Here is a 21849-nt window from a genome sequence, read left to right as displayed (position 1 = left end):
TGAGGCGGGTGGATACTCGATGGCATGAGCACCACGGAGCGTCCCAGGATCCTCGTAGTAGGCGGTGGGTACGTAGGCCTGTACGCAGCTCGGCGCATTCTCAAGAAGATGCGCTACGGCGAGGCGACCGTCACGGTCGTCGACCCCCGGTCGTACATGACCTACCAGCCCTTCCTTCCCGAAACCGCCGCCGGCAACATCTCCCCGCGCCACGTCGTCGTCCCGCTGCGACGCGTGCTGCCGAAGGCGGAGGTGCTCACCGGCCGGGTCACCACCATCGACCAGGACCGCAAGGTCGCCACGATCGCCCCGCTGGTCGGCGAGGCGTACGAGCTGCCCTTCGACTACCTGGTGATCGCGCTCGGCGCGGTCTCCCGCACCTTCCCGATCCCCGGCCTCGCCGAGCAGGGCATCGGCATGAAGGGCATCGAGGAGGCCATCGGCCTGCGCAACCACGTGCTTGAGCAGCTCGACAAGGCCGACTCCACGACCGACGAGGAGATCCGCCGCAAGGCGCTCACCTTCGTGTTCATCGGCGGTGGCTTCGCAGGCGCGGAGACCGTCGGCGAGGTCGAGGACATGGCCCGCGACGCGGCCAAGTACTACACCAACGTCTCGCGCGAGGACATGCGGTTCATCCTCGTCGACGCCGCCGACAAGATCCTCCCCGAGGTCGGCCCCAAGCTGGGCGCCTACGGCAAGGAGCACCTGGAGAGCCGGGGCGTGGAGATCTACCTCTCCACCTCGATGGACTCCTGCGTCGACGGCCACGTGGTCCTCAAGAACGGCCTGGAGGTCGACTCCAGCACCATCGTGTGGACCGCCGGCGTCAAGCCCAACCCGGTCCTCGCCCGCTACGGCCTCCCGCTGGGCCCGCGCGGCCACGTGGACACCGCCCCGACCCTCCAGGTCCAGGGCACCGACTACATCTGGGCCGCCGGCGACAACGCCCAGGTCCCGGACGTCGCCGCCCGCAAGGCCGGCGTCGAGAACGCCTGGTGCCCGCCGAACGCCCAGCACGCGCTGCGCCAGGCGCGGGTCCTCGGCGACAACGTGATCTCCGGGATGCGGGGCTTCCCGCAGAAGGAGTACAGCCACTCCAACAAGGGTGCTGTCGCGGGTCTCGGCCTGCACAAGGGCGTCGCGATGATCGTCATGGGCAAGATGAAGATCAAGCTCAAGGGCCGTCTCGCCTGGTACATGCACCGCGGCTACCACGGTCTGGCCATGCCGACCTGGAACCGCAAGATCCGTGTCTTCGCCGACTGGACCCTCGGCATGTTCCTCAAGCGCGAGGTCGTCTCCCTCGGCGCCATGGAGAACCCGCGCGAGGAGTTCTACGAGGCCGCGCGCCCCGTGCCCGCCGCCGAGCCCAAGAAGACCGAGGCGAAGGCCTCCTGACCCCCTCCGGTCACCCGGCCGGCTCCGGTCGCTGATCCACCCCGAAGGACCTCCCGCCATCCGTGGTGCGGGAGGTCCTTCGGCGTTTCCCGCCCCGCGCCCGGCGGGTGTACATGGTGGCTGCATCTGTTTTGCCCACACGTGACCCGCGGCAGGGACTGCGCCCCGGCATGGCGCTGTTTACCCAGGTGGACAATTCCGGGATCCTCGTCACGGAGGTGTGCGTCATGGCAGATGCCGCGCTGCGGCTCAGGGACCTCTTCGCACAGGTGCTGGGAGTGCCGCTACCGGTGCGGATCCGCGCCTGGGACGGTTCGGAGGCCGGGCCGCCCGAGGCGCCCGCGCTGGTCGTGCGCAACCGGCGGGCCCTGCGCCGGCTGCTGTTCAAGCCGGGCGAGCTGGGGCTGGCCCGCGCCTTGGTCGCGGGGGACCTGGAGATCGACGGCGACCTCTACACCGCCCTCGACCTGATCTCCGGGCTCGTGTGGGAACGCGGCGAGGACGCCAGGACCCTCTTCCAGGCCCTGCGCGACCCCGAGGTGCGCTCCGCCGTACGCGGACTGCTCGCCCTCGCCGGGCCTCCGCTGCCCCCCGCCCCGCCGCGGGAGGAGGTCCGCCGGGTCCGCGGCCACCTGCACACCAGGCGCAGCGACAAGCGGGCCATCAGCCACCACTACGACGTCGGCAACGGCTTCTACGAGATCGTCCTCGGCCCGTCCATGGTGTACTCGTGCGCCTACTGGGAGGCTCCCGAGCCCGAGGGCACCCTGGAGCACGCCCAGCGCGACAAGCTGGACCTGGTCTGCCGCAAGCTCGGCCTGACGGCCGGGCAGCGACTCCTCGACGTGGGCTGCGGGTGGGGCTCGATGGCCATCCACGCGGCCCGTGAGTACGGCGTGAGCGTCGTCGGCATCACCCTCTCCCAGGAACAGGCGGCCTACGCCCGTAAACGCGTCGCCGACGAGGGGCTCACCGACCGCGTCGAGATCCGGGTGCAGGACTACCGGGACGTCACCGACGGGCCGTACGACGCCGTCTCCTCCATCGGCATGGCCGAACACGTCGGCGCCGAACGGTACTTGGAGTACGCCGAGGACCTGCTGAAGCTCCTGAAGCCGGGCGGGCGGCTGCTCAACCACCAGATCGCGCGGCGCCCCCAGACCCACGAATCGGCGTACGACCTCGACGAGTTCATCGACGCCTACGTCTTCCCCGACGGCGAACTCGCCCCCCTCGGTACCACCGTGACCATGCTGGAGCGGGCCGGCTTCGAGGTGCGGGACGTCGAGTCGATCCGTGAGCACTACGCCCTCACCCTGCGCCGCTGGGTCACCAACCTGGAGTCCCAGTGGGCGCGCGCGGTCCGGTTCGCCGGACCCGGCCGGGCCCGCGTCTGGCGCCTGTACATGGCCGCCTGCGCCCTCGCCTTCGAACGCAACCGCATCGGAGTCAACCAGGTCCTGGCCGTCAGACCTCCTGACTCCGGGGCTTCCGGGATGCCGTTGAGATCGCGGACCTGGAACTGAGTGCGAGGCGGACCCCAGTCGGTCGTCGTCCGGCGGCACCGGCCGGCTGGGTGGCTGTTGAGGGTGTCGGTCGGTTCCCCCCCGCCTTCGTGGGGAGGCGGTGGGTCGGCCTGGGCGGCTGGTCCGGGTGTCGGGGCGGGCAGTCCGGCTCTCGCTGAGGTGCCTTTGAGGCACCGCGTTCCGGTCCCACCTGGGGTGCGAGGTGGGGCCCGTCACCCCCTCCGTGACGGGCCCCGACCGGTCTGCGGCTACTCCGCCTTGATGGCCGCCAGCATGTTCATACGGGCCGCCCGGCGGGCCGGCCACAGAGCGGCGAGGATGCCGACCGTCGCCGCGAGGAGCAGGAACACCGCCATCCGGGCCCAGGGCAGGACGAGTTCGTACGTCGCCATCTTCGTGCCCAGCAGCTCACCGGCCGCCCAGCCGAAGAAGACGCCCAGGCCGATGCCGAGGACCCCGCCGAACAGGGAGATGACCAGGGACTCCAGACGGACCATCCGCTTGATGCCCTTGCGGTCCAGGCCGATCGCGCGGAGCATCCCGATCTCCTGGGAGCGCTCGAAGACCGACATGGCCAGGGTGTTGATGACCCCGAGGACCGCGACGATCACCGCCATGGCCAGGAGGCCGTACAGCATGTTCAGCATCAGCGTGAACATCTGCGCGATGGAGTCGGAGAGGTCCTTCTTGTCCTGGACCTTGATGGCCGGGTTGGAGCCGAGGGCCTTCTCCAGGCTGTCCTTGGCCGCGGCGGAGGCTCCGGTGGACGTCTTCAGCATGACCTGCATGTCGGACCGCTCGCGCAGGTGGGGGTCGAGGGTGGCGGTGTCGAGCATGATGCCGCTGATCAGGTCGTTGCCCTCGTAGACCCCGGCGACCGTGAGCCGCTGCGCCTTGCCGTCCTCGTAGTGCACGGTGAAGTTCGAACCCGCCTTCCAGCCGAAGGACTTGGCCCGGTCCTGGTCCACGACCACCTGGCTGCCGCCGACCTTGAAGGCGCCGTCGTCCACCTTGAGGTCGGTGAGCTCGCCGATCGCCGAGCCGTTGACGCCGGTCAGGTACTCGGTCTCGCCGTCGATGCGGGAGGCCGCGTTGCGCAGCGGGCTGACGGCGGTGACGCCGTCGACCTTCGCCAGCTTCTTCTCGACGTCCGGGGAGAGCTCGTTGCCGTTCGCCATGGAGACGACGTAGTCCGCCTTGACGGCCGCGGACGCCATCTTGTCGATCGACTTCTGGAGGCTGCCCGCCATCACCGTCATCCCGGTGATCAGGGTGAGGCCGATCATCAGCGCGGAGGCGGTGGCGGCCGTACGGCGCGGGTTGCGCACCGAGTTCTGGCGGGCCAGCTTCCCGGACACCCCGAACACGCGCATCAGCGGGGACGCGGCCGCGATCAGCGGACGGGACAGCAGGGGGGTGAGGATGAAGACGCCGATGATCAGCAGGACCGCGCCCAGGCCCATGGGGGCCTGCCCGTCCGAGCCGTCCATCGTCGTGGCCGCCAGGATGACGGCGACCCCCGCCCCGCTGAACAGCGCGCCCAGCGTGTTGCGCAGCACCAGCGACTTGGTCGTCGCCTTCGCGTGCACGCTGCTCATCGCCGCGACCGGCGGGATCTTCGCGGCCCTGCGGCCGGGGAGCCAGGCCGCCAGCATGGTGATCAGGACACCGACCGCGAGGGCCGCGCCGACCGTGCCCGGCGTGATGATCAGGGGCCCGTCGGGGACGGTGGCGCCGAGCGTGCCCATCAGCGACCTGAGCCCGGCCCCGATGCCGACGCCGGCCACCAGACCCGTGACGGCGGCGACCAGGCCGACCACGAACGCCTCGATCAGCACCGACCGCGTCACCTGCCTGCGGGACGCGCCGACCGCCCGCAGCAGCGCGAGCTCCTTGGTGCGCTGGGCGACCAGCATGGTGAAGGTGTTGGCGATGATGAAGGTGCCGACGAAGAGCGCGATCCCGGCGAAGACCAGCAGGCCCTGCTTGAGACCGCTCATCGAGGCCGAGATCATCTCGGCCTGGTTGTCGGCGAGTTCCTTGCCGGTCTCCGTCTCCACCAGGTGTGCGGGGAGCGCCTTCTCCAGCGCGGCCCGCAGCGCGGTCTGGGAGGTGCCGAGGGCCGCCTTCACGTCGATCTCGTCGTACGTCCCCGGCTTGCCGAACAGCTTCTGGGCGGTCGCCGTGTCGAACAGCGCGAGGCTGCCGCCGGCCGCGACATTGCCGTCGTCGGTGGTGAAGATGCCGGTGATGACGGGCTTGAGGACCGGGCCGTCGACCGAGATGCGCACGGTGTCGCCGACCTTGTAGCCGGCCCGCTTCGCGGTCTCCGAGTCGATGGCGACCTGGTCCGCGCCGTGCGGTGCGGCGCCCTCGGCGAGCGGGTACCGGGGGTCCTTGGCGCCGTAGTAGTTGCCGCCCTGGGACTGGAAGCCGCCGCCGATGAGCTTGCCGTCCTTGTCGGCGATGGCGGTGAAGCCGCTCACGACGCCGATGGCGTTCGCGGCCCCGGGAACCTCGGCGCTTTTGTCGAGCAGGGCCTGGGTCAGCTCGTGGCTCTTGCCGATCGTGTTGCCCTTGTCCGCCTCGGACTTGGCGGTGACGGCGACGTCGACCTGGTCGAAGCCCTTGGCCGAACTCTTCTGGTAGGCCTCGGAGATGGTGTTGGTGAAGACCAGCGTGCCGGAGACGAACGCCACGCCGAGCATCACGGCGAGCACGGTCATCAGCAGTCTGGCCTTGTGCGCGAGGACGTTGCGCAGGGCGGTGCGGAACATCAGCTGGTGCGGCCCTTCGCGTCGAACTGCTTCATGAAGTCGAGCACGTTGTCGGCGGTGGGCTTGTACATCTCGTCCACGATCCGGCCGTCCGCGAGGAAGACCACCCGGTCCGCGTAGGCCGCGGCCACCGGGTCGTGGGTCACCATGACGACCGTCTGCCCGAGCTCCCGTACGGAGTTGCGCAGGAAGCCCAGCACCTCGGCGCCGGAGCGCGAGTCGAGGTTTCCGGTCGGCTCGTCACCGAAGATGATGTCGGGCTTGGACGCGAGCGCCCGGGCCACGGCGACGCGCTGCTGCTGGCCGCCGGAGAGCTGCGCGGGACGGTGGCTGAGGCGGTCCCGCAGACCGACCATCTGGATGACCGAGTCCAGCCACTGCTTGTCCGGCTTGCGGCCCGCGATGTCCATCGGGAGGGTGATGTTCTCCAGGGCCGTCAGGGTCGGCAGCAGGTTGAACGCCTGGAAGATGAAGCCGATCTTGTCCCGTCGCAGCTTGGTCAGCTGCTTGTCCTTCAGGGAGCCCAGCTCGGTGTCGCCGATGCGCACCGACCCGGAGGAGAAGGTGTCGAGACCGGCGACGCAGTGCATCAGGGTGGACTTGCCGGAGCCGGAGGGGCCCATGATCGCCGTGAACTCGGCCTGACGGAACTCGGCGGTGACCCGGTCCAGGGCGACCACCTGGGTCTCGCCCTGTCCGTAGATCTTCGACAGATCCGTGGCGCGCGCGGCCACGGTGGTGGTCCGGCCGGCTGGGGGCACCCCCGGACGAAGTCTGGGGGAGGGTGTGGTGGTCACGGGATGGAACTCCTAGCGGGACGACATCGTTGAAGGACGTCTTCCATCGTGGTGGCCGGAGCCCGCCGTGTAGTCAGCCGCAGTCCTGGTTCCGAAGGCAGACTTCGGAGGGACCGCGCCGCTCGGTGTCATACCTGGGGATGACGGCGCACCCTGATCGGGGCCCATGCAGAGAACAGGTGGAGCGTCCTCGTTCGGCAGGTGAAATTCCGTCATTCCGCATGCGCGGCCGGGGGGCGCGCGTAACGCTATTGGCAAGTGCGGATGGCGTGTTCCACGGTCTGATGCACCCTCAGACGTCAATAAAATAAGACAACATCGGTCCGCCCGTCCGCTGTTCGGGGGATGTATCCCGATAGGCTCGAACCTCGACGCGGAGCCCATGGCCTGCCCGGATGGTGGAATGCAGACACGGCGAGCTTAAACCTCGCTGCCCCTTCGCGGGCGTGCCGGTTCAAGTCCGGCTCCGGGCACTTTCCCCTCTTTACTGTTTCTGGCGTTCGGCCGCGAGGGGCAGCGAGGGCGGGACTCGTTTCCTCCCGTCCCGCCCGTGCCCTTTCAGGGGCGCAGCTCGATCACCGTGATCTCCGGCTCGGCGCCGACCCGTACCGGCGGGCCGAAGAATCCGGCGCCGTTGGTGACGTACAGCTGGGTGTTGTCGACCTTGCCGAGGCCCGAGACGACGGGGTTGGTGAGCTTGGTGAGTTCCGTGAGCGGGAACATCTGGCCCCCATGGGTGTGACCCGACAGCTGGAGGTCCACCCCGTGCCGGGCCGCTTCCTCGATCATCACCGGCTGGTGTGCCATGAGGACGACCGGGCGGCTGGTGTCCCGGTCGCCGAGGGCGCGCGCGTAGTCCGGTCCGCGCCCGTGCTCGGCACCGGACAGGTCCTCGACGCCGGCCAGGTCGAGCACGGCGCCCCGGTGGCGGATCTCCCTCCGCTCGTTGAGGAGGGTGGTGATGCCGAGGCCGTGGAGTTCGTCGACCCAGGCCTCGGCTCCGTCGAACATGTACTCGTGGTTGCCCGTCACGAAGAACGCGCCGTGCGTGGCTTCCAGGTGACGTAACGGGCGGGCGGCGGGAGCCAGTTGGGAGGGGGTGCCGTCCGCCAGGTCGCCGACGACCGTCACGACGTCCGCCTCCAGAGCGTTGATCATCCGGACGATGCGCTCGGTGTGGGCGCGTCCCAGGAGCGGGCCGAGGTGCAGATCGCTGACGACCGCGAACCGCAGCCCGGAGAGCGGCTGAGCCAGGCCGGCGATGCGGACGGGCACCCGCTTGACCACCGGGTCGCCGAGCGCCGTGCGCATGCCGAACCCGGTGGTGGCGACGGCGATCCCGCCCGCGGTCAGTGCGGCCGCCCGGCTCAGGAAGAGACGCCGGTCCGGACGGGCGGGCCCGGTGCTCCCGGCCCCCGCGCCGGCGCCCGCCCCTCCGGGTGCCGGCCCGCCGGCCGCGAGAGCTCCCTCCGTGTCGGGTGCAGGGGTCGCCGCATCGCGTGCAGGGGCCGCCGCCGCGACCCTCGCCGGCTCCGGAACCGCGGGCGCGGAGGATTCCGCAACCGCGGGCGCGGGCGCCCTGCCGTTCCGTCGCCGTGCGATCGCCCGGATCCCGAGGACCGCACGAGGGGCCTCCCACACCAGCAGAGTCAGCATCAGGTACAGCAGGACGCCCAGCCAGACGTACCCCGTCCAGGCCAGCGGCCGTCCCGTGTCCGGACCGAGCGCCGGGACGAGGATGCGTGGGGCGGCCGCGAGAGCCGCGGAGACGACGACGGCGACGGTTCCCACCCGCCGGGCCGCACCGCCCGGCCGGGTGGTGTCGCGCACCAGCCGGATCCACAGCCAGCGGTGGATCAGCACGGAGGCCACGACGATGAGCAGGTTCACCAGGGGAGCGAGCATTACTTCGCCTCGATCAGGTCCTGGCGGGGCGGCTCGGCGGCGGGCGCCTCACTGATGCCGTACCGGGCGTGCAGACGGCGCAGCGGGGCCGGTGCCCACCAGTTGGCCCTGCCCGCCAGCCCCATGAACGCCGGCACGAGGACGGTACGGATCAGCAGGGCGTCGACCAGGACGGCCAGGGCCATGCCGATGCCCAGCTCCTTCAGGAAGACCACGCCGCCGGTGGCGTAGGTGGCGAAGGTGAGGGCGAGGATCGCGGCGGCCGAGGTGACGAGCGGGGCGCTGCGCTGGATGCCTTCGGCCACCGCGCCCGTGTTGTCCCCGGTCCGGTCGTACGCCTCCTTGACCCTGGCCATGATGAACACTTCGTAGTCCATGGACAGTCCGTAGGCGATGCAGAACATCAGGATGGGGATGCTCGGCTCCATACGGCCGCTCGCGGTGAAACCGAGGAGACCCGAGAGGTTGCCGTCCTGGAAGACCCAGACCAGTACGCCGAACATCACGCTGAGGCTGAGGATGTTGGCGATCGTGGCCTTCGCCGGGATGAGCAGGCTGCCCGTCATCAGGAAGAGGATGACGAAGGTGACCAGGAGGATCAGGGCCACGACCCACGGCAGGCGGTCGAGGAGCTCCGAGCGGAAGTCCGTCATCGCGGCGGGGAACCCGCCCACCCGTACCTCGGTGTACGGGGCGTCCACCGCGCGTACCCGCTCCACGAACCGTGCCATGTCGCCGGCCAGCGCCTTCTGGTCGGGGACGACCGTCAGACGGGTGTGCGCACCGGCCTCGAAGCGGCCCGGATCGGTCGTGGCGCCCACCCGGTCGCCGTCGCGGTACGTGCCGCTCCCGGTGTCCACCTGGAAGACGCCGGGAAGCCGCGACAGCCGCTCCGCGTAGTCCGGGCCGGCCGTGCTCCCTGTCGCCTCGCCGGTGGTGACGATCTGGAGCGCGTCGGTCTCCTCCGCCGCGAAGCCGGTACGGATCTGTTCCTGCACGACACGGCTGGAGGCGCTCGCGGGAAGCACGCGCTCGTCGGGAAGGCCGAACCGCGCACCGAGGAAGGGCGCGCCCAGGGCGAGCAGGGCGACCAGTACCGGAAGGCCGTAGAGGAGCGGCCTGCGCATGACGCGCAGGGTGGTGCGGTACCAGCGGCCGGTTTCCACGGCGGGGTCGGTCCGGCCCGGCCGCAGGGTGCGCCGGCCGACGGCGGCCAGCGCGGCGGGCAGCAGCACGACAGCGCCGAACGCCGCGGACCCGACGACCGCGATGCCGGCCCACGCGAAGGACTGGAGGAAGGGGAAGGGGAAGAGGAACAGCGCCGCCAGCGAGGCGGCGACCGTGAAGCCGCTGAACAGGACGGTGCGCCCGGCGCTGGCGACGGTGCGTACGACCGCCGCGTGCCGGTCCGCGGCACTGCCGCCCGCGGTGGCGGCCATCTCCTCACGGAAGCGGGAGATGACGAACAGGCTGTAGTCCAGGCCGAGTCCCAGGCCGAGGACGAGTGCCAGGTTGGCCGCGAAGGTCGAGACCTCGGTGAACGCGGTGACACCGTGCAGCATCGCCAGCGTGGCCAGCACCGAGAAGAAGCCGATGCCGAGTGTCAGCGCCGCGGCGGACCAGCGGCGGTACACCCACAGGAGCAGCAGGAGCACGGCGGGGATGACGACGGCCTCGGCGCGCAGGAAGTCCCGCCGGGTCTCCTCGCCGACCTGCCGGAAGACCTCGTCCTGGCCGCCGGGGCGCACGGTGAGGAGCTCGGTGTCCCGGGTGAAGTCAGGCGTGATGGCGGCCAGTTCGGTCCGTACCTCGGTGGCCGATCCCTGGAGCCAGGCCACCACCAGCGCCTGTGAGCGGTCCTCGCTCACCAGGGCGCTGTGCTCGCCGCGCGACCAGTAGGAGCCGGCCGTGTCGACGCCCTCGCGCCCGGCCAGGTCCTCGGTCAGTTTCCGGCCCTCGGCGACCACCTCCGGGTCGTCGACCGTCCCGCCGTCCTTGGCGGTGACCAGGAGTACGTAGTTCGGGGAGCCGTCCTTGAACTCCTGGTGCAGGATCTGCTCCGCGGTGGCCGACTCGGAGCCCGGTGCCTCGAAGCGGGACAGCGAGAGGGCGGCCTGGGCTCCCGCGCCGAATGCCGCGGCGAGCAGGAAGAGGATCGCCCCGGCGATCAGGACGGCGCGCCGCCGGGCCGCGGCGAAGGCGCCGAGCCGGTGGAGCGGGGACGGTGTGGCTGGCATGGGATGAACTCCCTGGGTATCGGGGGGTGAGGGGGGAGGGAGAAGGAGGTGGGGGAGGAGCAACGCGGGAGGGGAGAACGCGGGAGGGGAGAACGCGGGAGGGGAGAACGCGGGAGGCCTCCGCACGGTCGACGATGACCGTCCCCGCTGACCGCTCGCTGGAAGATTCGCTGAAGGGCGGGGCGGCGGCGGGCGGGTTCAGTGCCGTTCGAGCCACTTGGCGAGGGTGTCGTGGACCAGGGGGGCCCGGCGGGCCATGCCCATGTAGTGACCGGCCTGCGGGATCTCGATCAGCTGGGTGTCCTTCGCGCCGGTGAAGAGCGCCCGGTGCTCCTCGCCGCCCTCCACACGCGCGTCCTTCTCCCCGTACATGAAGAGGACGGGCACGGTGATGGTCCGCAGCTCGCGCAGGTCGACCATGACCGCGCCGAGCTGGGAGACCATGTCGCCGCAGGGGTGGCGGTTCTGGTGCGGTACGGCGAGGTCGAGGACGGCCGGATCGGTGTCGTGGAAGTTGCCCGACCGGAACTCGGCGGGCCCCAGGTCGTAGTAGACGTATCCCTTGGTCCCGCCGCGCAGACAGGTCTGGAGGGCGGAGAAGAAGCGGGCGTTGGCCTGCGGGGTGAGTCCGCGGTCCGTCCAGTCCATGAGGACGAGGCCGTCGATGTCGTGGAAGGAGTAGGCGGCGATCTGCGCAATCTGGCCGCCGTTGGACTGGCCGGCGAGGAAGACCTTGCCGAAGGAGGTCCCGGTCCCGCCGCTCCCCTTCGCGTCCCCGCTCCGGTAGGTCCCCTTGCGGAGCTGCTGGATGATCTGGTGGGTGATGTCGGCCTGCCCGCCGATGCAGGTGGCCAGGCCGTCCAGCGTGTCGCTGCTGTCGTAACCGATGCGGTCGATGGTCAGCGAGGCGTGGCCGCGTGCGGCCAGTTCCTCCGCGTGGTGGTAGCCGTCGGCCTCGACCCGCCAGTACCACTCGCCCGCGGCGATGCCGTGCTGGTAAAGGGTGACGGCCTTGTCGGCGCTCTCGTCCTCCAGCAGCCGGGTGGGAGCGGTGAGGTGCCCGCGGACGGTGTACGTACGGCCGTCGACCGGGCAGGAGGCCTTCGTCCGGTTGACGTTGCGGACCGTGAAACTGACAGGGATGTCGGAGATGCCCTTGTCGAGCCGCCAGGTCTTCTGCTGCTGCGGGGCGCTCACGCCGTTCGTGCGCTCCGCGGTCGTTTCCGGCGCTGGGGTGACGGCGTTCGCCCAGTACACCGGGGTGACGGCCAGCAGTGCCGCCGCCGCACCGAGCAGCACGGCCCGCAGCCGGTTGGTCCTGGCGGATGTCACGCGGCACTCTCCTCTGGGATCACGTTGTCGAGCAGACCGGCGCGGTGGTACCAGGCGGCGGTGTCCGCGAGGGTCCGGGCCAGTGGGCGGAAGGTGACGCCGAGTTCACGCTCCGCCCGCGCGGAGGTGATACGGGTCCGGTCGCCGTCGAGCAGGGCGCGCACCCCCTCACGGGTGGCGACGGGCGCGGTGCCGCGCAGTTTCGCCTTGGTCTCCAGGACGGTCGCGAACGCGATCGCCGCTCGGGCGGGGACCTGCCGGGGGGCCTGCACCCCGGTGGCGCGGGCGACCGCCGCGCAGGTGTCCGAGAGGGACTGAAAGCGGCCCGCGACGATGTAGCGCCGCAGGTGCTCGCCCTGGTCGGCCGCCCTGACCAGCGCGTACGCCACATCGCGGGCGTCCACCACGTGGTTTCCGGCACGGGGTACGGCTTTGATACCGCTCCGGGCGACGGCGAGGAACAGCCGGCCCGCGGAGGTGGGACCGGCGTCGGCCGGACCCCACATCCAGCCGGGCAGGACGATCGGGACCCGGACGCGGCCCGCGTACTCGGAGTCCTGCGCGAAGGACCGGATGGCGGCCTCCGCGCGGACCTTGCTGGCGCGGTAGGCGTTGCGCTCCCAGTCCGGGGGCGGAGCGGCCGACTCGTCCGCCGGGTTCTCCTCCGTCCCCGCACCGAGGGTGTTGATGGAGCTGGTGTGGACGACGGCGGGCACGCCCGCGGCGACCGCTTCCCGCAGGAGCGCGGTGACGGCGTCGACGTTGGTGGCGAAGAGCCGGGGCAGGTCGGCGTCGGGGAGGTAGTACTCCCGGAAGTACGCGGCGGTGTGGATCACCGCGCCGACGCCGGGCAGTGCCCCGCGGTACGTCTCGGGCCTGCGGATGTCGGCCGTGACGACGGTCAGCCTCGGGTGGGCGGGGAGCTGGCGGGCGGCCTTGGCGGTGTCGCGTACCAGCGCCGTCACCTCCCGCCCCTCGCCGAGGAGTTGGCTGACGACGGCGGTGCCGAGGAGACCGGACGCGCCGGTCACCATCACACGGCCGTGCCGGGGGCCGGGATCGGACGTGTTCATTTCACTGTCTCCAGTACGGGTTCCGGGGGTGTCTCGTGATGCGGGGCCGGGGCCGCGCCCGGTTCCTCGCGCAGGCCGAAGCGTTGCTGGAAACGCTTCAGGGGAGCCGGCGCCCACCAGGTGGTCCGGCCGCCGAGCCGCATGACCGCCGGGACGAGAAGGCCCCGGACGACGGTGGCGTCCACGAGAACGGCGAGGGCGGCGCCCAGGCCGAGCATCTTGCTGTTGGTGATCCGGGAGGTGCCGATGGCGACGAAGACCACCGCGATGATCAACGCGGCCGCGGTGATGACACCGCTGGTACGGCGCACGCCGGTGACGACGGCGAGCCGGGAGTCGCCGGTGCGGTCGTACTCCTCCTTCATGCGCGACAGGAGGAAGACGCCGTAGTCCATGGAGAGTCCGAACGCGATGCAGAACATCAGCACCGGCAGGGTCGCCTCGATGGTCCCGGTGGGCGTGAACCCGAGCGGTCCGGAGAGGTGGCCGTCCTGGAAGACCCACACCACCAGCCCGAACATGGCGGTGAGGCTGAGGGCGCCCGACGCCACGGACAGCAGCGGTATCAGCAGGCTTCCGGTGAGGAGGAAGACCAGCAGGAGGGAGGTGCCGGCGATGAGCAGTCCGGCCGCGGGCAGCCCGTCGGCGATGGCCTGCTTGCTGTCCTCCAGGACCGCGGCCCGGCCGCCGGCGAGCGGTTCGAGGTACTCGAATCCGGACGACGCGGCCCGTACGCCCTCGACGAGGCGCCGGCTTTCCGGCGACACGTCCTCCACGCCCTTGTCCGGGACCACGGACAGATGCGCCAGTCCGTCGGCCGCGCGAGAGGCGTCGGCGGGAGTGGCGCCGTCCTGCCTGCGGCCGTCGCGGTAGGTGCCGAGCGGGGTGTCCACCTCGGCGGCGTGCGGGAGCAGGGAGACCTTCGCCGCGTACCGGTCGAGTCCCTTCGCGTTCCGGACGAGGATCTCCACCCCGCCGGTGGTACTGGCGGTGAAGTCGTCCCGTATCGCCTCCTGGACCCGGCGGGACTCCGAGGCCGCGGGCAGTTGCCGGTCGTCGGCGGTTCCGAACTCGACCTGGAGGAAAGGGACTCCGGCAGCCACCAGGAGCGCGGTGACGGTGACGGCGTACCGGAGCGGGCGGCGCACCACGCGCTCGACGAGGCCGCCCCCCTGGCGGCTCCGCGGTGGCCTCCGGCGCAGGCGGAGGGCGTCGACCCGGTGTCCCAGAAGGAGCAGCACGGCCGGGAGCACGATCAGGGACGCCGCGGCGGCGAGCAGGACGACGCTGAGGCCCGCGTAGGCGAAGGAGCGCAGGAAGTACAGCGGGAAGACCAGCATCGAGGCCAGCGAGACCGCGACGGTCAGGGCCGAGAAGAGAACCGCGCGGCCGGCCGTGCGCAGCGTCGTGCGGACCGCGGTGTGCCGGTCGGCTCCCAGGTGCAGCTCCTCGCGGAAGCGGCGCACGATGAGCAGCGCGTAGTCGATGGCCAGGCCCAGACCGAGCGCGGTGGTGAGGTTCTGCGCGAAGACGGAGACATCGGTGACCGACGTCAGCAGGCGCAGCACGGCATTGGTGCCGAGGATGGCGAGCACGCCGACACCGAGCGGCAGCAGCGCCGCGACGACACCCCCGAAGACGAGGACCAGGATGATCAGTGTCAGCGGGAGCGCGATGAGTTCGGCGGTGCGGAGGTCGGCTTCGATGGTCGTCTGGATCTCCTGCTGCACGGCGACGCTGCCGCCCAGCGAGATGTCCAGCGCGTCGGCGTCGGGTGGGCTGCCCCGGTAGCGGGGTGCCAGCCGGTCGTAGGTCCTGGCCGTGGTGTCGTCGTCGCCTTCGAGGTGCGCGAGGATCAGCGCCTCTGAGCGGTCGGCCGACCGCAGGCGCTCCGAACCGGTCTGCCAGTAGGAGACGACGCCGGAGACCCGGGGCTCGAAGGCGAGGCGTTCGGCCAGCCGGGCCCCCTGCGCGGCCACCTGTTCGCTGTCGACCCCCGCGCCGTCCGCACCACGGACCAGCAGCACGAGATCGGGGGCGCTGGACGGGAAGTGCCGTTCCAGCAGGGCGCCGGCGCGGGAGGAGGCGGAGGACGGGTCGTCGGTGCCACCGCCGAGCAGCCGGTCGCCGACGTCCGCGCCGATGACGAGGGAGTTCGCCGCGAAGAGCAGGGTGAAGAGCAGGACGAACCAGGGACCGCGGCGCCGGCCCGTGGCGCGGGTCTCACGAGATGTGCGGGACACGGCTCTGCTCACCACCGACCGGGATCCTGGCGAGCAGCTCCGTGATGCGGCCCGGACGGTCGAGGGGCACCCGCGCGCCGACCACCCCGTCGGGCCGGACGTAGAGGGCCTGGGTGGTGCTGCCGTACCGGCCGGCGGCGACGTCGTGGGCGGGCAGCGCGGTGGGCACGCGGACGGTGTCGCCGCGGTCGGTCGGCCGGATCAGCAGTACATCGAAGGAGTTGCCGTTGCCGTCGGCGTGACGGGCCGCCGCCGTCTCGGCGGCCCGTGCCGCAACGGTGTCGGTGCCGGAGACGCCGAGCACGACGACGGTGTGCCGGCCGGCGGCGACATAGTCGTGCAGGCTGTCCGCCTCCCGCCCGTACACCATGGACAGCGCGGTGTCGGGGACGCGGCGGCCGGGGCGGACGCCGTCCGCGGCGGTTCCCCAGACGATCGGGCTGCCGGTCAGGTCCAGGTCGATCTGGGCGAGTTCGGGTACGAGACGCTTCTCCAGCGCTCCGCTCGCCGAGAGCCGGCGCAGCAGTGTGTCCCGGAGGAAGCGGGAGACCGCCGAGCGCAGGAGCCAGAGCTTTGTCTGCCGGTCGGCGTTGCCCACGGCCCGGACCGCGCTGGGCCGCCGTTCGGCCTCGTAGCTGTCGAGCAGGGCGGGATCCGCGCCCGCGCAGACGGCCGCGAGTTTCCAGCCCAGGTCGTAGCCGTCCTGCACCCCGGTGTTGAGACCCTGGCCGCCGGCCGGGCTGTGGCAGTGCGCGGCGTCACCCGCGAGGAACACCGGACCCGATCGGAACGTCGCGGCGACCTTGGTGTGCACCCGGAACCTGCTGGTCCACGCGGTGCTCGTCAGGGTCCAGCCCCCGGGGCCGCGGGCGTCGAGGAGCTTCTGGAGCTCGGCGTCGTCCGGGGGGCCCTCGCCGCTGCCGGCCGGCAGGTCGAAGAAGATCCGGTGGCCGCCCTCCGGAAGGGCGACGACCACGAGCACACCGTCGGGCGTGAGGTGGTACTGCGCCTCGGCGGGAGGCAGCGGGGTGCGGCCGGTGGTCTTCAGCAGGCCGTCGCCGAGGAGGAAGTCACGGGCGTACGTGCTTCCTTCGAAGGGGATACCGAGCTCCTCGCGCACCTTGCTGTGCGCACCGTCGGCGGCGATCAGCCAACGGGAGCGTGCGGTGCTGCGGTCCCCGCCGGGGCCCCTCAGCACCACGGTGGCCTCCGCGGTCTCCACCGTGACCGACTCGGCCTCCGTCGACCACTCGACGGCGCCGCCCAGCTGGAGCAGCCGCTCGTACAGCAGCTCCTCCGTCACGGGCTGCGGCACGCACAGCGGGCCGGGGAAGCGGGTGCCGCTCAGGGCGCCGAACCCCAGTCCGGCGATCCTCCTGCCGCGCGACCAGTACGAGGCGCCGCTGAGCGGCAGCGACCGCTCGCCGATCGCGACCGCCGTCTCGAGCCGGTCGAGCACCTCCAGGGCGCCGCTCCACAGGATCAGCGCCTTGGGCGCGCCGGTGGGCCCGCGCCGACGGTCCACGACCCTGACCTTCACACCGTGCCGCAGCAGGGTGCAGGCCGCGGTGAGTCCGGTCGGCCCCGCACCGACGATCAGCACCTGAGGGGTGGGCGAACGGGTCATGAGGTACCTCCGGAGGGTTCGTGGACGAGAGCGGGCAGGCCCATCAGGCGGCCCACGTCCCGGACGGCCTGGTCCGTCGTGTCGAAGCGGATCGCGTGCATTCCCTGCGCCCGGGCGGCGACGCAGTTCTCCTCGACGTCGTCCAGGAGGAGGACGGTGGCCGGGTCGGCGCCGAGCCGGGCGAGGAGCCGGCGGTAGATCTCGGGGTCCGGTTTGCGCACGCCCTCACGGGAGGAGTCGACGACGGTGTCGAACAGCTCCGCGACGGGGAGTGCCGCGCGCCAACGCTGCTCCCACTCCCGGACGTTGTTGGTGAGCAGCCCGAGCCGGTGGCCGGCCGCGCGGACGGTGCGGAGGAAGGCGGTCAGTTCCTCGTTGGTGCGCCGGCCGCGGAACCAGACCTCGCCGAACGGGCGGCCCCGCAGGATGTCGCCGGGATCCGTGTCCAGCTCGGCCAGCACACGGCGGACGAGCTCGTCCTCGGCGATGGCGCCGGTCTCCAGCTCCGCCATGGGGCTCACGCCGTACCGGCGGGTGGCCCGGGCGAAGGCCGTCTGGAGGTCCTCGACCGGGATGCCGGTGCTGTCGGAGAAGACGGCGTAGGTCTCGGCGAGCGGGTTGGTCAGGACTCCGCCGTAGTCGCAGACCAGTGTGGTGATCAGAGGGCCGCCGGGGAGTGCGGCCGCGGCTGCCGCGGGCCCGGGGGTCACGCCCACTGGGCCTGCTGCCGCGGGCCCGGGGGTCACGCCCACTGGGCCACCTCCACGTCGACCTCGCTCACCGAGCTGTCGCCCTGACCGAGGCGCACCTCGACGGGGACGGTCAGGGTGCCCAGGGCCTCCGCGTGCCGCACTCCGCCGACATGGGCGGTGACCGGGGTGCGCAGACCGAGTTCGGCGAAGTCGGTGAAGCGGGCGCGCACGGACGTCACGACCAGGTCCGCGGGGGACAGTCCGTGCAGTCGTGCCACCGAGGCCACGGCGAGCTGCCGGGCGGCTTCCAGCTGGAGGTTCCCCGGCACATGGTCCAGCTGGTGGTCGAACAGGTGCGGGTGGGCGGTGTCGACGACCAGGAACGCGGAGGCGTCACCCCCCACACCGATGGCCGGTTCGGTCAGCACCACGTTCCGGGCGTCCTTGCGTCCCACGGTGGCGGGAGCGGCGGGCGCCGGGCGGTGGGCGCGTGCGGCGGCCGCCGCACGCGCCTTGCCGAGGCCCTGGGCGCGGAGCATCCCGTACGCCCGGCGGCTGACGAACGTCAGCCCGCCCGACGCCCGGAGCGTGGGCGTGCCGTCGAGATCCACGACGATGTTGAAGTCGAACCCCAGGATCCGGCCGCCGCGGTTGGTCTCCGGCCGCACCGACAGGTGCAGCACGGTCTGCGCCGGCCGGGCGCCTATGCGCAGCGCGTCCAGGGACAGCACATCGAAGTTCAGGGCGCTGAAGATGAAGGCGTTGTCCGTCGCCACATCGAGATGGCGGTGGGCGACGCACACCCCGGACTGCCGCAGGACCTCGACGAGCAGCAGGAAGTCGTAGGCGGCCGGATGTTCGCCGACGAGGTGGCCGCGCGGCAGCTGGGCGGCGACGTCGAAGGTGCGGGTGGGGTCGCCGGGCGCGGATGTGCCGGTCTCCACCGAGTCCGTGACGAAGACCTCCGCCACAGAGGCCCGGTGGACCACTGAGCGGGGGAGGGTCGAGTCGAAGCTGAGCGGCACCGGGACGACGACGGGGACGGCGGCTGGTTCGGATGCCGACGAGCGGTTGGCGGGCAGTGTCATTCCGGGAGTCCTCCTGGACCTGTCTGCTGATGTCTCGTTCGGGTCGGGTTCCTGGGGAGGACCTTCGTCGGAGGTGCTGACGGGGCGCTGGAAGGGACGCTGAACTGCTCCGGAAGGGGCCGGGGCGCGGACCGGGCCCACGCGGCCGGGGAAAACAATGTGTTAATCCCACGAGGTTTGATCGGTTCCCGGCTTACACTCTCTTTACTGTTACCGGGGGGGATAGTGGTTGACTCGCGTGTGCGTTTCGAAGTGATGGGCCCGACAAGGGCGCTGGTCGACAACCGGTCACTGTCGCTCGGACCGCCCCGCCAGCGCGCGGTGCTGGTCGCCCTGCTGCTCGGCGGCCCCCGCCCCGTTCCCGCCGACCGGATCATCGCGATGGTCTGGGGTGACGAGGCGCCGGTCCACGCCCTCAACCTCGTGCAGAAGTACGTCTCGGGGCTTCGGCGCTGTCTGCCCGTCTCCCTGCCTCTCACCCATTCCCAGGCCGGCTACGTGCTCGGCGCGCCGGGCGGGTTCGACTGCGATCTCCTGGAGTTCGAGGAGCTGTTCGCCGCCTCCCGCGCCCTGGGTGAGTCGGGCCGGCCGGCGGAGGCCGCCGAAACCCTGGCCAGGGCGATCGCCCTGGCCCGTGGCCCGCTCGCCGAGGGGATCGAGGGCCGTGGAATCGAACTGGAGCGCGATCGCCTCCAGGAGCGCCGGCTGTCCGCACAGGAGGAGCTGTACGCCCTGGACATCTCGCTCGGACAAGGCGAACGCCATCTCCCCGAACTCATACGCCTCATCAGTGAGCATCCGCTCCGAGAGCGCCTGCACGCCCTGCTCATGCGGACGCTCGCCGGCAGCGGCCGGCAGGTGGAGGCGCTCGACGCCTATGCGCGGATCCGAGAGCGGCTGGTCGAGGAGTACGGCGTGGAGCCGGGCGCCGAACTCAGGGACGCCCACCAGTTCGTCCTGAACGCGGTGCTCCCCGTGGAGCGGGCTCCGGAAGCGGCCCTCACCCCGCACCAGTTACCGACCGCGGTGCGGGACTTCACGGGGCGCGCGGGGGAGATCGCGCGGATCACGGGCCGGCTGCGCTCCGGGAAGACGCCTCTCGTCTGTGTCGAGGGCACCGCGGGGATCGGCAAGACCGCGCTGGCCGTGCACTGCGCCCACCTGGTCGCCGACGACTTCCCCGACGGCCAGCTCTTCGTCGACCTCAGGGGCTTCGACCGCCTCGGCGCGGCGGATCCGTGCGAGATCCTCGGCTCGTTCCTGCGCGCGCTGGGGGTGGCGGCCCAGCACGTCCCGACGGACTGCGTCGAACGGGGCACGCTCTTCCGCTCGGTCCTCGCCACCCGCCGCGTGCTGATCGTCCTGGACAACGCGGCCGACGCCGACCACGTACGACATCTGCTGCCCGGTGCGCCGGGCTGCGCCGTCCTCGTCACCAGCCGCCGCGCCCTGGTCAGCCTGGCGGTGCACGAGGACGCGCAACGCATCGTGCTGCCCGTGCTGTGTCCCGAGGAGTCGGCGGAGCTGTTGAGAAGCGCGCTGGGCCGCCCGCGTGCCACCGGGGAGCAGGATCCCGCGGTCGCCGCGATCTCCCGGCTCTGCGGCCATCTTCCGTTGGCCCTGCGGGTGGTGGCGGCCGGGTCCGCGGTCACACCGCACTTCGACCTCGGGTCCGTGGCCCGGGAGCTCGCCGCGGCCGGACCGCTGGCCGGAGCCTCTTTGGCGGACGACGAGAGGGCGTCCGTGGGGGCTTCGCTCGACCTGTCCTACCAGCGGCTCGACGACCGGTGCCGCCGCGCCCTGCGCCTGCTCGGCCTTCTCCCGGGCCCCGATCTGACCTGCGCGGCCGCGGCCGCTCTCACCGGCGCGGACGAGGCCGCCGTCCGGCCCCTGCTCAACGCCCTCACCACCGCGAACCTCCTGGTCCAGCACGCTCCCGGCCGCTTCCGCTTCCCGCACGACCTGCTCCGCGAGTACGCCTGGAAGCGGGCCGGGGACGAGGAGCCGAGCGCATCACGGCAGGACGCCCTGAACCGCCTCATGGGCTGGTACACCCAGGTCGCGACCGTCCTGGACGGGCGCGTCAACCGGATACACGTGGTGGGACAGCAGTCCCCCGCCACCGAGCACGCGCCGATCTCGGCGGAGGACGCGGAGGCCGAACTGCGCAATCTCACCGCCGCTGTGGAGCACACCGCGGAGCACGGCCCGTATGTCGTCGCCTGGACACTCGCGGGCATGCTGCGCGACACCTGCAAGCGCCGGTCGCGGGTCCCCGAGTGGCTCACCGTCGCGCGGGCCGGGCTGCGGGCCGCGCAACGGGGGGCGAATCCGCGCGCGGAGACCGAGCTGTCCCTCAGCCTTGTCGACGCCTCGCTCACCGCGGGTCTCGTCGACGCCGCGGAGCACTACGCCCAGCGCGCCCTCCAGCTCAGCGAGCGCCACGGCTGGCCGGATCTGCTGGCCGCCTCCCGTGAGGAGCTGGGCCGTGCTCGCTGGACCACCGGCGCGCTGGACGAGGCGCGCCGGCACCTGACGGAATCCATCAGGCTCTACTCCACGGGAACCGACCATCTGCGGACCGCGCTCGCGTACGGCGCGCTCGCCCGGGTCGAGCTGGACTCCGGGGTGCCCGAGGCCGCGTACCGCCTGTACTCCCGCTGCCTGCGGTTGAGTCGCTCGCAGTCGCATCGCGGGGTCGAGGCGATGACCCTCGTGGAGCTGGGCCTTGTCCATGAGGCGCTGGGCCGCCCGCACACCGCCTCACTCTCCCTCGAAGCCGGCCTCGCTCTCAGCAGGGACAACCGCGGCCTCCAGCGGCCAAAAGCTCTGGCCCAGGCCTATCTGGGTGCTCTGAAGGCGAAAACGGGCGACCGTGAGAGCGCTCGTTCCCTGTGCCTGGCCGGCATCGAGGTGGCGGAGGAACTCGGCGACCTCTGGGCTCAGGCGGAGTGCCGCAACGCGGCGGGGCGGGCGATGGCCGCACTCGGCTGCCCCCGCGAGGCCGCGGAGCACCACCGCGAGGCCCTGCGCATCGCACGGGGTCTGCATTTCCACCGAGCGGAGCGGCATGCCCTGGCGGGCCTTCGCACCCCCGTCTTCGAGCCCTGCGGGGTCGGGTGACGCTCCACGCACCCGCTGACGCGGTGTC

13 protein-coding genes and 1 tRNA gene are annotated in these 21849 nt (G+C 71.7%); 4 read left to right on the top strand and 10 right to left on the bottom strand.

The window, feature by feature from the left end:
* Positions 1-24: 24 nt before the first annotated feature.
* Positions 25-1401 carry an NAD(P)/FAD-dependent oxidoreductase gene (locus ACFYZ8_RS35160; RefSeq protein WP_388540917.1) on the top strand — a complete coding sequence of 459 codons (1377 nt, stop codon included), beginning with the start codon at positions 25-27 and terminating at the stop codon, positions 1399-1401.
* Between the two features lie 227 nt (positions 1402-1628).
* Positions 1629-2927, top strand: a complete 1299-nt coding sequence (locus tag ACFYZ8_RS35155) for a class I SAM-dependent methyltransferase (protein ID WP_389050788.1) — start codon at positions 1629-1631, stop codon at positions 2925-2927.
* Positions 2928-3175: 248 nt separating this feature from the next.
* On the opposite strand, the gene ACFYZ8_RS35150 is transcribed toward ACFYZ8_RS35155, so the two are convergent.
* Both ACFYZ8_RS35150 and ACFYZ8_RS35145 read right to left on the bottom strand, forming a co-directional pair.
* Positions 3176-5704, bottom strand: a complete 2529-nt coding sequence (locus tag ACFYZ8_RS35150; RefSeq protein ID WP_388540912.1) for an ABC transporter permease — start codon at positions 5702-5704, stop codon at positions 3176-3178.
* On the bottom strand, positions 5704-6465 hold the full coding sequence (locus tag ACFYZ8_RS35145) for an ABC transporter ATP-binding protein (RefSeq protein ID WP_359035726.1): 762 nt from the start codon (positions 6463-6465) through the stop codon (positions 5704-5706). Before ACFYZ8_RS35145 ends, ACFYZ8_RS35150 begins: the two co-directional genes overlap by 1 nt.
* 425 nt (positions 6466-6890) lie before the next feature.
* Between ACFYZ8_RS35145 and ACFYZ8_RS35140 the strand changes: the two genes are divergently transcribed.
* Positions 6891-6974: transfer RNA gene (locus ACFYZ8_RS35140), tRNA-Leu, on the top strand.
* An 85-nt stretch (positions 6975-7059) separates the two neighbouring features.
* Here the strand turns inward: ACFYZ8_RS35140 and ACFYZ8_RS35135 are convergent.
* The 8 genes from ACFYZ8_RS35135 to ACFYZ8_RS35100 all read right to left on the bottom strand — a co-directional run bounded on the left by ACFYZ8_RS35135 (position 7060) and on the right by ACFYZ8_RS35100 (position 18698).
* A complete protein-coding gene (locus tag ACFYZ8_RS35135) occupies positions 7060-8406 on the bottom strand; it encodes a metallophosphoesterase (RefSeq protein ID WP_388540910.1) in 1347 nt (448 codons plus the stop codon).
* Positions 8406-10643 (bottom strand): MMPL family transporter, encoded by a 2238-nt coding sequence (locus tag ACFYZ8_RS35130; protein ID WP_388540908.1) that lies wholly within the window; start codon positions 10641-10643, stop codon positions 8406-8408. The genes ACFYZ8_RS35135 and ACFYZ8_RS35130 overlap by 1 nt, the downstream gene beginning before the upstream one ends.
* A gap of 198 nt (positions 10644-10841) precedes the next feature.
* Positions 10842-11975 (bottom strand): alpha/beta hydrolase, encoded by a 1134-nt coding sequence (locus ACFYZ8_RS35125; protein WP_359035633.1) that lies wholly within the window; start codon positions 11973-11975, stop codon positions 10842-10844.
* Entirely contained in the window at positions 11972-13048 is a 1077-nt protein-coding gene (locus tag ACFYZ8_RS35120; RefSeq protein ID WP_388540904.1) for an NAD-dependent epimerase/dehydratase family protein, read from the bottom strand. The genes ACFYZ8_RS35125 and ACFYZ8_RS35120 overlap by 4 nt, the downstream gene beginning before the upstream one ends.
* Positions 13045-15291 carry an MMPL family transporter gene (locus tag ACFYZ8_RS35115; protein WP_388540901.1) on the bottom strand — a complete coding sequence of 749 codons (2247 nt, stop codon included), beginning with the start codon at positions 15289-15291 and terminating at the stop codon, positions 13045-13047. Before ACFYZ8_RS35115 ends, ACFYZ8_RS35120 begins: the two co-directional genes overlap by 4 nt.
* Positions 15272-16918 carry an FAD-dependent monooxygenase gene (locus tag ACFYZ8_RS35110; RefSeq protein WP_388540898.1) on the bottom strand — a complete coding sequence of 549 codons (1647 nt, stop codon included), beginning with the start codon at positions 16916-16918 and terminating at the stop codon, positions 15272-15274. The genes ACFYZ8_RS35115 and ACFYZ8_RS35110 overlap by 20 nt, the downstream gene beginning before the upstream one ends.
* Positions 16915-17628 (bottom strand): HAD family hydrolase, encoded by a 714-nt coding sequence (locus ACFYZ8_RS35105; protein ID WP_388540895.1) that lies wholly within the window; start codon positions 17626-17628, stop codon positions 16915-16917. Before ACFYZ8_RS35105 ends, ACFYZ8_RS35110 begins: the two co-directional genes overlap by 4 nt.
* 32 nt (positions 17629-17660) lie before the next feature.
* Entirely contained in the window at positions 17661-18698 is a 1038-nt protein-coding gene (locus tag ACFYZ8_RS35100; RefSeq protein WP_359035623.1) for a ScbA/BarX family gamma-butyrolactone biosynthesis protein, read from the bottom strand.
* Between the two features lie 240 nt (positions 18699-18938).
* Between ACFYZ8_RS35100 and ACFYZ8_RS35095 the strand changes: the two genes are divergently transcribed.
* Positions 18939-21821: a BTAD domain-containing putative transcriptional regulator gene (locus ACFYZ8_RS35095; RefSeq protein WP_359035621.1), complete on the top strand. Its 2883-nt coding sequence runs from the start codon at positions 18939-18941 to the stop codon at positions 21819-21821.
* Positions 21822-21849 lie beyond the last annotated feature (28 nt).

Source organism: Streptomyces sp. NPDC001668 (assembly GCF_042893155.1).
GTDB lineage: Bacteria > Actinomycetota > Actinomycetes > Streptomycetales > Streptomycetaceae > Streptomyces.
Note: the sequence above shows the minus strand (reverse complement) of the source record. Positions and strands in the feature narration are given on the sequence as shown.